Origin of the sequence: Adhaeribacter soli (assembly GCF_008727925.1) — a bacterium.
Taxonomy (GTDB): Bacteria; Bacteroidota; Bacteroidia; order Cytophagales; family Hymenobacteraceae; genus Adhaeribacter_A; species Adhaeribacter_A soli.
The window spans coordinates 391,690-406,421 of sequence record NZ_VTWT01000002.1; the positions used below are offsets into that span (position 1 = coordinate 391,690).

10 protein-coding genes are annotated in these 14,732 nt (G+C 49.1%); 7 read left to right on the plus strand and 3 right to left on the minus strand.

Features of this window, described 5'->3' with window-relative positions; genetic code table 11:
* Positions 1–97 precede the first annotated feature (97 nt).
* Together F0P94_RS05080 and F0P94_RS05085 are read left to right on the plus strand one after the other, a co-directional pair.
* Positions 98–322, plus strand: a complete 225-nt coding sequence (locus F0P94_RS05080) for a hypothetical protein (RefSeq protein WP_150902730.1) — start codon at positions 98–100, stop codon at positions 320–322.
* 292 nt (positions 323–614) lie between these two features.
* The gene (locus F0P94_RS05085) at positions 615–830 is read left to right on the plus strand and encodes a hypothetical protein (RefSeq protein WP_150902731.1); all 216 of its coding nucleotides are present in this window, start codon (positions 615–617) and stop codon (positions 828–830) included.
* A gap of 107 nt (positions 831–937) precedes the next feature.
* Here the strand turns inward: F0P94_RS05085 and F0P94_RS05090 are convergent, their stop codons facing one another.
* Both F0P94_RS05090 and F0P94_RS05095 read right to left on the minus strand, forming a co-directional pair.
* Positions 938–2,401: a T9SS type A sorting domain-containing protein gene (locus tag F0P94_RS05090; protein ID WP_150902732.1), complete on the minus strand. Its 1,464-nt coding sequence runs from the start codon at positions 2,399–2,401 to the stop codon at positions 938–940.
* 410 nt (positions 2,402–2,811) lie between these two features.
* Complete coding sequence (locus tag F0P94_RS05095) at positions 2,812–3,555, minus strand: DUF72 domain-containing protein (protein WP_150902733.1); 744 nt, start codon at positions 3,553–3,555, stop codon at positions 2,812–2,814.
* Between the two features lie 128 nt (positions 3,556–3,683).
* Here F0P94_RS05095 and F0P94_RS05100 point away from each other — a divergent pair, with 128 nt between their 5' ends.
* The 5 genes from F0P94_RS05100 to F0P94_RS05120 all read left to right on the plus strand — a co-directional run bounded on the left by F0P94_RS05100 (position 3,684) and on the right by F0P94_RS05120 (position 12,823).
* Positions 3,684–5,525: a methylmalonyl-CoA mutase family protein gene (locus tag F0P94_RS05100; RefSeq protein ID WP_150902734.1), complete on the plus strand. Its 1,842-nt coding sequence runs from the start codon at positions 3,684–3,686 to the stop codon at positions 5,523–5,525.
* Positions 5,526–5,666: 141 nt separating this feature from the next.
* Entirely contained in the window at positions 5,667–6,035 is a 369-nt protein-coding gene (locus tag F0P94_RS05105; protein ID WP_150902735.1) for a four helix bundle protein, read from the plus strand.
* Positions 6,036–6,079: 44 nt separating this feature from the next.
* The gene (scpA, locus tag F0P94_RS05110; RefSeq protein ID WP_150902736.1) at positions 6,080–8,215 is read left to right on the plus strand and encodes a methylmalonyl-CoA mutase; all 2,136 of its coding nucleotides are present in this window, start codon (positions 6,080–6,082) and stop codon (positions 8,213–8,215) included.
* A 206-nt stretch (positions 8,216–8,421) separates the two neighbouring features.
* Entirely contained in the window at positions 8,422–10,515 is a 2,094-nt protein-coding gene (locus tag F0P94_RS05115; RefSeq protein WP_191906922.1) for a T9SS type B sorting domain-containing protein, read from the plus strand.
* A 28-nt stretch (positions 10,516–10,543) separates the two neighbouring features.
* Positions 10,544–12,823, plus strand: coding sequence for a T9SS type B sorting domain-containing protein (locus tag F0P94_RS05120; RefSeq protein ID WP_150902738.1), 2,280 nt, complete (start codon positions 10,544–10,546; stop codon positions 12,821–12,823).
* Between the two features lie 159 nt (positions 12,824–12,982).
* On the opposite strand, the gene F0P94_RS05125 is transcribed toward F0P94_RS05120, so the two are convergent.
* Positions 12,983–14,377, minus strand: coding sequence for a DUF5723 family protein (locus tag F0P94_RS05125; RefSeq protein WP_150902739.1), 1,395 nt, complete (start codon positions 14,375–14,377; stop codon positions 12,983–12,985).
* Positions 14,378–14,732 lie beyond the last annotated feature (355 nt).

Consider the following 14,732-nt stretch of genomic DNA (forward strand, 5'->3'; position numbering starts at 1 on the left):
AACTTCGGTTTTTACAGCCACTCTTTTTCAGCCTGCACTTCCGGTATAAATCCCAATTCGGGACACAATTGTCTGTTTCATTTATACCTGTCTTACTATGAGAACTTTATTACTATCGCTGGCTATTTTGCTTACCCTGCCGGATTTTTCCGGAAACTTTTCCGGGGAAGGCACCAAGAAATTCTATATCAAGTCCCGGAAAAAAATTGTGTACCGCGGAGACAAGAAAATTCAAAGAAGCGTGGTGAAAAAATTCAAACCGAAAACCCACATGTTCATCGGCGAAGGACGGGTGAACGGGCTGAACCGCTACACCGATTAATTTCATCCCCGGTTTTCCGACCTTTAAATTAGTAGCCCTCAACGGGTTAATAACAAACGCCTATCTTTCCTGAAACAGACTTTTTCCAAGAAAAATGTAGCACCCGAAAAACATCCGCTTTGCTTTCTGCCGTTTGGTTTACCGCCAGATAAAAGGTTGCGTATAGCCGGTTAAAGGAGTTTTACTGCTCCCTTAACTTAAAACTATATGAACCTTAAACCAAACGCAAAATATTATGAACAGAACGTTTACAGCTTTACATGAATACCCAACATTTTAATTTGTAAATACTATGAAAACGTTACTGTTAGGAATGGTCTTTATGTTCAGCTTAACGCTGGCGGAGGCCGACGAGGGAAGCAAACCACGAAAACATAAAAACCAGCCAAAAGCCAAGATCACGTACAGCGAACAGAAGTACAAAAAAACCTTCGCTAAAAAAAGAGTCCCTAAAAAACACATGTTCGCCGGCGAAGGCCAGGTAAACGGCAGCCGGAGATTCCGGTAAGCCAGACAAATAAAAAAAAACCTGAAGCATGCTTCAGGTTTTTTTTTATGCTTTTAGATAGCGTTTCCGCATTTACAATTTTACGCTTTTACAAATCTTCAAATTTCCTACTCCTTCACTATTTTTACATGCCGCACCTTATCTTTTTGTTGCAGGGAAACGATATAGATTCCGGCCGAAAAAGTACTCAAATCCAGGCGATGCGTTGGAGTGGTTTGCTGAAGGAGAACTTTGCCGCTGAGATCGGAAACGGTAACTTGGCTGAAAGAAGTGCCGGCAGGCAGTTGCAGGAAATCTTTTACCGGGTTTGGGTAAAGGCTTAGTTCCGGCTGCAGTTCTTTATTTGTGCTCATTACAAAAGAAGAGTCGCTGTAAATGAAGGCTGCTCCTTGGGCACTTCCATTAGGCCGACCAATTAGTAAAAGCTTACCATCAGCTGAAAGACTTACAGAGCGACCGAATTGAGGTTGGGTTCCTCCACTAATTGGTGAGGTGATTTTATTTCCTAATTGACTCCATATTCCATTATTATTGACATAGGTCCAAACTGCACCTTCCCAATTATTATCAATATAACCAGATACCACAAGAGTATCACCACCTTTAGAAAGGGAAACTTTTCTTCCAAATCGGGCATCTACCGTTGCCCCTACTGGATTTATTATATATTCCTGCCCCCACTGTTGATTAGTTTGGTTATATCGATAGATAATTATTAAACCTGTTCTGGAATTGTAAGAAGGTGCACCTAATACTGCCACTTGCCCATTTCCAGATAATGCGACTCCTTCACCTATTCTGCCATTTATTATTGTAGCATCAGTAACCTTTTGGACAAAATTCCAAGTATTGCCAGTTCGTTTATAATAATACCCATAACCTTGTTTATTTGTGGTTGTTCCTTCTAAGCTAGCGCCAATTAAGGCAGTATTCCCATCTGCAGAAAGTGCTACAGAACCTCCAAGTAACGACCCATTGTTTGGGCTCACAGTTATTTTATTTCCTTGCTGTGACCAGTTAGTGCCAATACGCTGAAAAAACCAGGCTGCACCTCTTCCTCCATTATCTTCACTGCCACCTACTAAAAGTATATTCCCATCAGCTGATAAAGCAACTGATTCGCCTTGCCAACTAGCATTTGTACCTTGAGTTCCAAACAATTTAGGACCTTGCTGTACCCATCTGTTTCCATTCCGCACAAAAATCCAAGTGGCCCCTTTCTGGCTATTTTCATAATAACCACCTATGGCAATAGTGTTCCCATCAGCAGAAATTGCGGTGCTTGAACCAAAAGAAACAAACTGTCCAACTGCATCATTTGGAATTAGCTTTTTACCCATTTGACTCCACTGATGACCATTTCGGGTGTATACCCATGCTGCACCTTTGCCTAAACTATCAGCTTCGGCGCCAACTACAGCTACATTGCCATCTGCGGAAATGGCGCATGCCATTCCTTGAGCAGCAGTATTGGTAAAACCAGTTCCAAGTAAAGTACTCCGGTGCACAAACTGGGAGAAAGCCGGCAAAGCAAGGATGAGGAACAGGAAGGGTAGTAAATATTTTTTCATAAGTTCGGACTAAACAGATATTGTTAAAGCTCAAAGATACTGCTTTCCGCAAAACATGCTACATGGTGTTAAGGGCAGGCGCAAAATATTTAAGCAGCCATCCGGCAAATCGGCGTGTCCCCCCTTTGGAGAGCCCGTCCCGACAAAGGAGGGAGGGCTGGGGGAGGATTTTCACATTATCTGATTTTAAAAATTCAAATAATTCTCCTGTCCTCCCCCTACCCCCTCCAAAGGGGGACTTGCTTTCTGCTAAATCCAGACATTTCGCTTTTACATCAGCCGACCCCATACTTTCCCGATCCCCTCATTTCCCAATTTTCACATTCCCTGATTTTCTAATTTACCCATCTCCAAATCTTCAAATTTTCAAATCCCTCATTAGCACATTAACAAATTAACACATTAGCACATTAAATATTCGCAACAATCTCCTGCAACCGCTTCGCATCCGTAATAGCACTCCCAAACATGGTGTTGTTGAAATAAACCCACACTTCCTTGCCGTCCAGGAGCCAGTCGTTTATCATAAAGGCGTAGCGTTCCAGGGCTTCGTCGGAGTACGGGCCGGAGTAGAGGCGTTCCTGGCCGTGCAGGCGAAGGTAAACTTTGTCGGTGGTGGTAATGTCGAGCTTCGGCCAGCGCGGCGAATCGGCAATTACAAAGGCAATTTCGTAGTCGCGGAGCAGGTCCAGGGGTTCTTCTTCGAGCCAGCTTTTGTGCCGTACTTCAAAGGCAAAAAGCTGGTCGGGGTACTTGTCGCGGAGCAACCGGAAGAAGTCTTCCGCCAGCGGCCTGTCGAAGCGAAGGCTGGCCGGGATCTGTACCAGTACCGGCCCCAGGCGTTCGCCCATCAGCAAATAGCGGCTCATCCACTTTTCCAGTTCCGGACCGGTATCGAGCAGGCGTTTATTGTGGGTAATATCCTTGTGCATTTTGGCACCGAACCGGAATTCCGGGGGCGTGGTGGCCAGCCATTTTTCGATGGTTTTAACCATGGTATAATGGTAGTGGCTGCTGTTTATTTCGGTGGTGTTGAAGTGGCCGGCGTAAAAAGGCAGGAAATCGGCGCTGGGCAGGTCTTCCGGGTAAAAAAGGCCTTTCCAGCGGTAACTCCAGCCACTGGTGCCAATGTATAAATTCGGTATGGTTTGCATGGGAAAAAGTTAATTGTGCCTTGTACGCAAGCGACGGCCCGATTGCCGAAACTTTAGCATTTGTTCGCTGAATTTCGGTGCAGGCAAGCTAAAAACCGTATCTTTACCGCTGCAAAAAGTAATACTCCATGACCGAAGCGAACGCAAAAACGCCTCTTTTCCCCGGCTTTGAACCGGTTTCCGCCGAAGCCTGGGAAGCCCGCATCCGCAAAGACCTCCGCGATGTGCCTTATCAGTCGCTGTTTTGGAAAGCCGAAGACGGCCTTACCGTAAAGCCCTTCTATACCAAAGCCGACCTGCCGGAAAACCGCACCCAAAAGCCCGACGATTTCCCGTACGAACGCACCGCCCGCACCCGCGATAATTGCTGGGAAAACATCCAGACCATTTACGTGCGCAAAGACAGCCGGCCGTTCATCGATAAAGGGATCACCGCCCTGCAGCGCGGCGCCGACGGCCTGCACTTTGTGCTCCGCGAATCCCTGGATTTCGATTTCGTCTATTTACTCGGTCAGCCCGGCGTGCAGGGTTCGGCCATCAGCTTTACCTTCCCGGTTTCGCCGGAAACCTACCTGCACCAATACCTGCAGGCAGCCCGCGACCTGAACATCGACCTGAACTTACTAAAAGGTTTTATCCAGTTCGAACCCATCGACGACCAGCCTTTCGGTTTCCCGCCTTACGCTGCCATTCCGAAAATGCTGGAACTGGTGAAAGATGCACCTAATTTATACCCGGTAACCATCAGCGGTCACCAGTTCAGCAACAAAGGCGCTTCGGTAAGCCAGGAAATTGCCATTGCCTTAAGCGCCGCCGTTAGCGTATTGGATTGCGCCGAAAAAGCAGGCGTTCCGGCCGAAAAAGTGATCGGCCATATTCAAATGCATTTAGCCGCCGGCACCAATTATTTCTTCGAAATTGCGAAGTTACGCGCCCTGCGTTTGCTCTGGAGCGCCCTGGTAAACAGCTACGGTCTGGCCGGCGAACTTGCCTCCCGTCTGCGCGTGCACTCCTCCACTTCGCGCTGGTACCAAACGGTATTCGATCCGCACGTAAACCTGCTCCGCACCACCACCGAAGCCATGAGCGCTATTCTGGGTGGTTCCGATTCTATTTCCGTGGCGCCGTTCGATAAGATCTATAAAACCCCGGACGATTTTTCGGAACGCATTGCCCGCAACATTTCCGTAATTCTGAAAGAAGAATCGTACCTCGATAAAGCCATCGATCCGGCTGCCGGTTCTTATTACCTGGAAGCCTTAACCAAAGAGCTTGCGGAAAATGCCTGGCAGATCTTCCAGACCCTGGAAAGCAAAGGCGGTTTCCGGAAGGCGCTGGAAAGCGGCTTTATTGCGGCTGAAATCAAGAAAGTAACCGAAGAGAAATTCCGGGCTTATACGATCCGCGAAAACATTTTAGTAGGCACGAACAAATACCCGAACCTGCACGAGAAAGTAGATTTCGATCCGGAGCAACTCATGCAAAGCAAGTACTTCGATACCAGCCGGGCCGCCTATCCGTTCGAGATCATGCGCCTGGCCTCGGAGCTGCACTTCCGGAAGAAGCAGAAGAAAGCGCGGGCGGTAATTGCCGTTATCGGCACCAAAATAACTGAACACCTGCACGCCTCTTTTGCCAAAGAATTCTTCGATTGCGCCAACTTCGAAACCCACGTTTTCCATTTCGAAACCATAGAAGCTGCCCTGAATGTGCTGCAGAACGATGCCGCCAAAGTAGTAGTGCTTTCCGGCTCCGACGAACAATACCAGTATTTCGACCAGGCCCTGACAACCCGGATCAAAAACCACGCCCACAAGCCAATTTTAATTCTGGCCGCCACCCCGCAACACATGGAAGAGGAAATGATGAGCAAAGGCTTCGACCAGTACATTTTCCAGGGCTGCAACATGGATTCCATCATCTCCTGCATCCAGCAGAAAATGGTACACGAGGAAAATCCGTTGGATTAGATTTTTCGATTTTTCGATACTCGATTTTTCGACTTTTTAATTCTTAGTTTGTAATTTATGAAAAAAGTCGAAAAATCGAGTATCGAGCAATCGAACAGTCTAGCAAAAAATCGAGTATCGAACAATCGAACAGTCTAACAAATGCATAGATTTAAGGAGCTGAAAGTTTGGCAAGAAGCAATGGAATTGGCGAAAGTGGTTTATGCAACTACGAAGCTATTTCCGGCAGAAGAAAAATTTGGTTTGACTTCACAGATAAACCGGGCTGCCGTTTCAATTCCTTCCAATATTGCGGAAGGCTCCGGCAGAAGTACTGACAAAGATTTTGCGCAATTTTTGAATATTGCTTTAGGCTCCGCTTTTGAACTTGAAACCCAGGTTTTACTGGCCAATTCTTTTGGATTTATTCCTGCAGAAAACGCTACTACTTTGCTTGAAAAAACCGATAAAATACAGCGAATGCTGAACAGCTTCCGGATGACAATAATAAAAAGTCCGAAGTCGAATTAATAAAAAGTCGAACAATCGAATATCGAACAATCGAAAAATCGAAAATGAAGCCTGATTTTACCAAGATAGATTTTAACCAGGTTTGGGAGGAAGCCCACGAAGGGCCCGCCCAGCCAACCGATTGGCAAACTGCCGAGCAAATTCCACTGAAGAGTTTTTATACCGAAGAGGATACCAAAACGTTTGAGCACCTGGATTTTGCCGCCGGCATTGCGCCTTTTTTACGCGGTCCGTACAGCACCATGTACGTGCGCAACCCCTGGACCATCCGGCAATACGCCGGTTTTTCTACTGCTGAAGCCAGTAACGCTTTTTACCGCCGCAACCTGGCTGGCGGTCAGAAAGGCCTTTCCGTAGCTTTCGATTTAGCCACGCACCGCGGCTACGATTCCGACCATCCGCGCGTAGTGGGTGACGTGGGGAAAGCCGGCGTAGCTATCGATTCCATTCTGGATATGAAGCTCCTGTTCGATCAGATCCCTTTGGATCAGATGTCGGTTTCCATGACCATGAACGGGGCGGTGTTGCCGATCCTGGCGTTTTACATTGTGGCCGCCGAAGAGCAGGGCGTGAAACCGGAGCAGCTGAGCGGCACCATTCAGAACGACATCCTGAAGGAGTTCATGGTGCGCAACACCTACATTTACCCGCCGGAGCCGAGCATGAAAATTATTGCGGATATTTTCGAATACACCTCGCAAAACATGCCGAAGTTCAACTCCATTTCCATTTCGGGCTACCACATGCAGGAGGCAGGAGCCACCGCCGACATCGAGCTGGCCTACACGCTGGCCGACGGTCTGGAATACGTGCGCACCGGCCTGAAAGCGGGCATGGACATCGATACCTTTGCCCCGCGCCTTTCCTTCTTCTGGGCTATTGGTATGAACCATTTTATGGAAATTGCCAAGATGCGCGCCGCCCGGATGTTGTGGGCCAAGCTCATCAAGCAATTCAACCCGAAAAACGAAAAATCCTTAGCGCTTCGAACCCATTGTCAGACTTCCGGCTGGAGTTTAACCGAGCAGGATCCTTTCAACAACGTTGCCCGAACCACGATAGAAGCCTTGGCTGCAGCACTTGGCGGAACCCAGAGTTTGCACACCAACGCGCTGGACGAAGCCATTGCTTTGCCTACCGATTTCTCCGCCCGCATTGCCCGCAATACGCAAATCTACCTGCAACAGGAAACCAACATCACCAAAACCGTAGATCCGTGGGGTGGTTCGTATTACGTGGAAGCGCTTACGCATGAACTGGCGGACAAAGCCTGGGCCCTGATCGAGGAAGTGGAAGAACTCGGCGGAATGGCGAAAGCGATTGAAACCGGTCTGCCGAAAATGCGCATCGAGGAAGCAGCTGCCCGCAAACAAGCCCGCATCGATTCCGGCAAAGATGTAATTGTAGGCGTAAACAAATACCAGCTCGAAAGCGAAGACCACAACATCGAGATCCTGGACATCGACAATACCGCGGTTAGAACATCTCAACTCGAACGTCTGGCAAAACTGAAAGCTGAACGCAACCAGGAAGAAGTAGATAACGCCCTGGACAACTTAACCGAAGCAGCGCGTACCGGCCAGGGAAACCTCTTGGCATTAGCCGTAGAAGCGGCGCGGGTAAGAGCAACTTTAGGGGAAATTTCCAGCGCATTAGAAAAAATTTACGGAAGACATAAAGCAGTGATCAGAGCTATTTCCGGCGTGTATTCCGCCGAACTTTCCGACGACGAAAACTTTGAACGCGCCCGTAAAATGGCCGATGCCTTTGCCGAAGCCGAAGGCCGTCGCCCACGGATTATGGTAGCCAAAATGGGCCAGGACGGCCACGACCGCGGCTCCAAGGTAATCGCCACCTCCTTTGCCGACTTAGGCTTCGACGTGGACATAGGACCATTGTTCCAGACGCCGGAAGAAGTAGCCCTGCAGGCCGCCGAAAACGACGTGCACATCATCGGGGTTTCTTCCTTAGCAGCCGGCCACAAAACCTTGATTCCGCAACTGATCGGCGAACTGAAAAAGCTGGACCGCGCCGACATTATGGTAATTGCCGGCGGCGTAATTCCGGCCCAGGACTATCAGTTTCTTTTCGACGCAGGCGTGGCGGGCGTGTTTGGCCCCGGAACGGTTATTTCGGTGGCGGCGCAGAAGATCCTGGAGGAGCTAATGAAGTCGGAATAGGTTTCTGAATGATTATTTACTGGAAAGTCCGGTTGCTGAAAAGGCGGCCGGACTTTTTTGCTTTACCCCCTACCATTCCTACCCACACAAACTTTCCTACAACATTATTTGAAAAATATTAAATAAATTCTGTTATTCAGGCAACGGATTGTGGTCTTATGCACGTCTTCCGTTTACAAACCGCTCCCACTCTACGAAATTGTTGCATGAAAACTCCGGCGCCTGTTTACCTGCTTTTTTTCTTCTGTTATTTCATTGGTTTTGCGGCAAAAGCCCAGAAGGAAGCCAGTTACTGGTATTTCGGCAATAAAGCGGGCCTCTACTTCACTTCTAGTAACCAGACCCTCCTACGCGACAACGGCAAAATGAAAGCGCTCGAAGGCTGCGCCACCATTTCCGACAGCCTGGGCAACCTGCTTTTTTATACCGCCGGCGATACTGTTTTCAATAAATCCCACGTAAAAATGTCGAATGGCTGGCTCCTTACCGGCCACCAATCGGCCTCACAATCTTCGGTAATTGTGCAGGAACCGTACAGCACTTCCCGGTACTATCTTTTCACGGTAGATGCTTTAGGCGGCGGCAACGGCCTGCGCTACTCCATTGTAGATGCCGATGCTGTAGGAAACGTGGTAGCTAAAAATATTCCGCTGCAAAGTCCCGTTTCCGAAAAAATTACGGCCGTAGATCACCGCTATACCCGCGATGCCTGGGTTATTGTGCATGGCTCCGGTTCGCAGAACGACAACTTTTACGCTTACCGGGTAACCAAACCCCAGCAACCGGGCGCTTCGGCGATCCGGCCGCCGGTAATAAGCCGGGTTGGCATTTCCCACGCCGGCAGTTTCCCGAATAACAAGACCATCGGCTGCATGAAAGCCTCTCCGGACGGCCGGAAACTGGCGCTTGCCATGCAGGATTCGAGCCTGATAGAAATTTATGACTTTAACGATTCATCGGGAGTGGTTTCCAACCCGGTCCGGCTCCGCAAACTTCCCGGCGCTTACGGAATAGAATTCTCCCGCGACGGCAGCAAGCTCTACGTAAGCACCCAGGGCGAAACGCAGGAAATCCTGCAATTCAACCTGCAGGCCGGGAAAGGGCATCCGGACTCGATCAGGCTTTCGATGCAAGGGATTCTGATTACGCGCTCTTTGTTTGCAGCAAGTTTACAACTCGGAATAGACGGCAAGATCTACGTGGCCAATACCGATGCCGATGCTAAAGACCGTCAATACCTGGGCGTGATCAACGCACCCGACAGCCTGGGTAGCAAATCGAAACCCCTTCTCAACTCCCTGAAATTGAACGCTAATACCCATACGCCCGTGCGCTTTAGCGAGCAGGGCCTGCCTAACTTTAACCAAAGCTATTTGTGGCTTCCGGCATTTAAATTCAAATACCGCTGCATCGGCGACCTTACCCAGTTTTCCTCCATCATCAACCGCCAGATAAAAGGCATCCGTTGGGATTTCGGCGATCCGGACAGCGGCCCGGACAACACTTCCTCCCAGGACAACCCCACCCATAAGTTCACCAAGCCCAACACCTATAATGTAACCTTAACGGTAACTTTGCTCAATAACCGCACCCGCAGCCTCACCATTCCGGTTACTATTGCCCCCTTGCCTAATGTATTCCTTGGCATGGACCAGTGGATTTGCCCTACAGGCGAAATCAAGCTTAAAGGTCCGGAAGAGATGGCGCGCTACCAATGGAGCAACGGGAGTTCCGCCCAGGAAATTAAAGTAACCAAACCCGGTATTTACTGGCTGGAAGTCGAGAACGAAAACGGCTGCAAAAACCGCGATTCCGTTAACATTTTACCGAAACCGGGTCCGGTTATTTTTCAGCAGAAGCTGCTGGAAACCTGTGCGTTTGTGCCGCTTAAGCTCCGCACCAGTTACCGCAGCAGTACCTACAAATGGGGAGATGGCAGCACTGACTCTACCTTATGGGCAAACCGCGAAGGCTGGTATAAAGTTACCGTACCTTATGATGGCTGCAAATTTACCGATTCGGTGCAGGTGGTATTTAAAGAATGCCCTGAACTCCTGGTTCTGCCTAACATAATAACCCCCAACAACGACGGACAGAACGACAAGCTCATGCTGCGCGGCATCATATCGGAAGGCTGGCAGCTCCAGATCTTCAACCGCTGGGGAACCCCGATCTTCGAAGATAAAAATTACCGGAATACCTGGCCGGAGAAAGCTCCGGCTGCCGGCATCTACTACTACCTTTTAAGAAAACCGGAAGCTGGTATCAGCCGCAAAGGCTGGATCGAGGTGGTTCATTAACAACGGTACTTCCCTGAACAGAAAAACTATGAAACAGCTATATTATATTTTAATGCTGTGCTGCTCCGCTTCCATGGCCCTGGCGCAGGGCGAAGCAAATAACTGGCATTTCGGCAACCAGGCTTCCTTCGAATTCAGTGGCACGGGCTCCCCGGTGAGTACTTTTACCAGCGCCATGACCAACGCCGAAGAAGGCTGCGCCAGCATTTCGGATAAGAACGGGCAACTGCTTTTTTACACCAACGGCGAAACCATCTGGGACCGCAGCAACAACATCATGCTCAACGGCCATAGCCTGATGGGACACGTTTCTTCGACCCAATCGAGCCTTATTGTACCCAGACCCGGCAGCGACTCGCTCTATTACGTTTTCACCACCGATGCCGTACAGAATAACCTGGCCAACGGGCTGCGCTACAGCGTAGTAGATATGGAAGCAAACTGGCCTTTGGGTGCAGTTGTTTCCGGGCAGAAGAATATAGCACTTTACGGCAGCGCCACCAAACCAGTCTCTGAAAAGCTGACTGCCGTTAAACACTTTAACAACCGCGATGTATGGGTAATTGTGCAGAGTTATGTCAGCCTTACCCAGCAGGAATTTATTGCCTTTCTGGTTACTTCTTCCGGTATTTCGGCTTCACCGGTTATCAGCGTATTACCGGCGGTGGCGGGCAGCCAGAACATCAAGACCGGGTATCTTAAAGCCTCGCCCCTGGGAAATTACCTGGCCGGCAACTTTGGTTCCAACGGGTGCTATCTTTTCGATTTCGACAACAAAACCGGATCGGTATCTAACCCGCTGCAGCTTACCAACCCAAGTCCCCGTCCCTATTACGGCCTTGAATTTTCGCCGGATGAGTCTAAACTTTACACCAACGATTCCTGGCTAATCCAGCAATTTAATCTTAATAGTGGTAATCCGGCATCAATTCTGGCTTCCAGAACCAGCCTGAACCCCATGAGCAATTACGGTGCCATGCAGCTGGCCCCTAACGGGAAAATATACATTGCCCGGCCCGGCCAGAACGCTTTGGCCGAGATATCCCAACCCAATGCGCCCGGCCCTTCCTGTAATTTAACGATGTTCGGCCCAAACCTCGTGTTGCCCAGCAACAGTTTCGAAGGGTTGCCTAATTTCATTACCGGTTATTTTAATCCGCCCCGCTTCGAATATATTGGGAACTGTGCCGGAAACCCTTTGTATTTCAGCATACCATTGTCATTTGGCATCGATTCGGCAACCTGGAACTTTGGCGATACCGGCAGCGGGGCCCAGAATTTTGCCAGGGGTTTGAGCCCTAACCATGTATTCAGAAATCCGGGTAACTTTACGGTACTGCTAACGATATTCCGGCAAGGCCAGCCTGCTTATTATCAGCAACAGGTAGTAGTCCGGAACAAGCCGCAGGTGCAGCTGGATTCCGATATTGTAGCCTGCGCCGGCGACAGCATAAGCCTTAAAAATCATTTCCCCCGCAGCCAGTTCAACGAACGGTATTTATGGAGCACCGGCGAAACCGGCTTTGCCATTTCCCCAACCGTTTCCGGCATTTACTGGCTCGAATTAACCAATGGTTTCTGCACCACCCGCGATTCGATAAAAGTTACGTTCCGCCCCTTGCCGCAGGTTAGCCTGGGCGCCAGCCAGATCCTTTGCGATGTGGCTACCGTTACCCTGGATGCCAAGAACCCGGGCTGTACGTATTACTGGCACCCCGGGAAAGAAACAACCCAAACCATTACGGTAACCAAGTCAGGCAGATACACTGTGTACGTAACCTCCCCGGATGGCTGCACCAATATGGATTTCATTGATATTACAATGATTACTTCGCCGCGGGTGGAATTAGGGGATGACATTGTGGTTTGTGAAGGCGAACCTGTTACTCTGCGCGCCACGGATCCAGGCAGTGGCAGAAGCGTTTTATGGAGCGATGGCTCCCGGTTTTTATCACTCCAACCTACTAAAAGCGGAAAATACTGGGTGCAGGTTACCCACAGCATCTGTACCATCAGCGACACCATTAACGTAACCTTCAAATCTTGTCCGCCGCCGCCGGTGCCGGTAATTCCCAATATCATTACCCCCAACGGCGACGAGAAAAATGACAAACTGGTGCTGAAAGAAATCCCGGAAGGCGTATGGCACCTGAAACTGTTTAACCGCTGGGGCCAGCTTTTATTCGATGAGAAAGGCTACCGCAACGACTGGCCGAAAGATAAGATCAGCGATGGTACTTATTATTATTTACTCGAAGACCCGGAAACCAAGCGCACCTTTAAAGGCTGGGTGGAAGTGGTACATTAAAAATGCGCCTGTATCAGGAATAAGAATAAAGCTTCTGAAAATTAATTTTAAATAAACTTGTCAGGTTGGTGCCGCATAAAAAAGAGGCTGCCTCGAAATGGAGACAGCCTCTTTTTTATGCATTTCGCTACCGTTTCTTATACCGATCGGTTTTCTGAATTAATCCAGCGTGCCGAATTTAAAACGCAGGAAACCAAAAGCGGCAGAAAGGTAAGGATCTTCCTGGCCAATTAATCCTGCAATATCGCGGGTGGCTACCCCTAATTCGTAAACCGGCGTAACAAACGTCAGGCCCAGGGGAACGCTTGCTCCGTAACCGGCGCCGGCCGTCAGGCCTGAACTCACTTTCAGCAGCGGAAGTACCTTGTAATCTACCCCTACCCCAACAAATGGATTTACCAGGTTACCGGCTACCTCGTTCAAAGGAAAAGTGGCATCGATCCCGGCTTCTACTTTGTCGCTGAACTTAAACCCGAAACCGGTCCGTAGTTTGCCCGGCGTTTTGGTTTTCAACGATTTATTTGGCTGGTAGGAGAATAAGCTATCGGAGCCGCCGCCGGCAATATTGGCCACTTCCTTAAAAAAGTTAAAACTGTTAATACCTTCGGAAGTTACTTTGGTAATGTACTGGTCGTTAGCCGTAAGCAGGTTGCCGCGCCAGGTCATATTCCCGATGTCGGTTACTGCCACGCTGGCCAGGATCTTCTCCCCGATCTCGGCGCTTACCCCAAGGTCAAACGCATGGCCTTTGCCAACCGGCTTGAACAGACCGGTTCCGATATCGGCGGTATTAAAATTAGGGTCATTTACCAGATCGCCGTAATTCACGTCAAATTCCGGAGAAAGCGCCGTGTAGGCCGTTACCTGGTCCTGATCTATAACAATATCGAGCACGCCAATTCCCTGAATATGCTTATACCCAACGCCTACCTGTAGTTTAAAAGCTTCCAGATCCAGCACGGTAAGGCCGGCCGCTACGTTCCACTCGTTTAAAAGCGACATCTGAATGGAGGTAGGCGCTAACGTTTTACGAATACTGATCGTATCGCCTTCCTGATATCCGGTAAAGACCGGCGCGTTTTTACCCAGGAATAAAATATCGGCGCCATTTTTATTAAGCCCGATGTGGCTGGCTACCCGCTGCCGGTTGCTGACTGCTATGCCGCCAAACTTCGGGATCTGGAACGCAATAGCCAGGGTAGAAACATCCACGTTTACGTTCAGGGCATCTTCGTTATTAAAGGCTTTGGCAAACTCCTGCTTTTCCGCCTGCGTTAACCTTTCATCTACGTTCGAGATAAATTTATTCAGCTGCTTGCGGGTTAGCGATTTCGAATTGATCCCTGCCCCTACCTCAAACAAAGAAAAGGAAAATAACGCATTGCCAGAGCGCCCCAGGTTAGCCGGGTTAATGCCAATGGCCTGGTAATCGGTAGCGAAGGTATTCACAACCCCGCCCCGGCCGGTAGCGGTAAAATTGCTTAACTCGTTCTGGGCAAATACGTTTCCGGCAGCGGCAACCGCCAGAAAACCAGCTAGTAGAATTTTTTTCATAGAAAATCGGGACAGGGTTCTAAACAAAGCAAAAATAAGGGAAAATTATTCCTGAATGCATTTTTTGTTTCGGGAATTTACGGGCGGAAAGCCCTAGCCATCGCATAGGCGTTTCATGCTCATGCACGCTGGTCTGAGTTTAAAACTTAGACCTTTATTTGACCTGAAGTTTATAAATCAGGGAGATGACAGTCTCAAAAAGAGGGGTTTCTACAAGAATCAACCGCTAACCGCCCCTTATATAAGATACGCTTGCAAACTCAAAGCTTCTGTTTTAGCTGGTACACTGTCAATTTAAATTATAGCTTTTGCTTGACGGAATTTGTAATCCCGTCTTAACCGAGCCGTGGGATTT

What these genes read in the sequence shown, in the direction of transcription:
- F0P94_RS05080 (WP_150902730.1), top strand. Translation starts at nt 98, where the DNA reads ATGAGAACTTTATTACTATCGCTGGCTATTTTGCTTACCCTGCCGGAT.
- F0P94_RS05085 (WP_150902731.1), top strand. Translation starts at nt 615, where the DNA reads ATGAAAACGTTACTGTTAGGAATGGTCTTTATGTTCAGCTTAACGCTG.
- F0P94_RS05090 (WP_150902732.1), bottom strand. Translation starts at nt 2,401, where the DNA reads ATGAAAAAATATTTACTACCCTTCCTGTTCCTCATCCTTGCTTTGCCG.
- F0P94_RS05095 (WP_150902733.1), bottom strand. Translation starts at nt 3,555, where the DNA reads ATGCAAACCATACCGAATTTATACATTGGCACCAGTGGCTGGAGTTAC.
- F0P94_RS05100 (WP_150902734.1), top strand. Translation starts at nt 3,684, where the DNA reads ATGACCGAAGCGAACGCAAAAACGCCTCTTTTCCCCGGCTTTGAACCG.
- F0P94_RS05105 (WP_150902735.1), top strand. Translation starts at nt 5,667, where the DNA reads ATGCATAGATTTAAGGAGCTGAAAGTTTGGCAAGAAGCAATGGAATTG.
- scpA (WP_150902736.1), top strand. Translation starts at nt 6,080, where the DNA reads ATGAAGCCTGATTTTACCAAGATAGATTTTAACCAGGTTTGGGAGGAA.
- F0P94_RS05115 (WP_191906922.1), top strand. Translation starts at nt 8,422, where the DNA reads ATGAAAACTCCGGCGCCTGTTTACCTGCTTTTTTTCTTCTGTTATTTC.
- F0P94_RS05120 (WP_150902738.1), top strand. Translation starts at nt 10,544, where the DNA reads ATGAAACAGCTATATTATATTTTAATGCTGTGCTGCTCCGCTTCCATG.
- F0P94_RS05125 (WP_150902739.1), bottom strand. Translation starts at nt 14,377, where the DNA reads ATGAAAAAAATTCTACTAGCTGGTTTTCTGGCGGTTGCCGCTGCCGGA.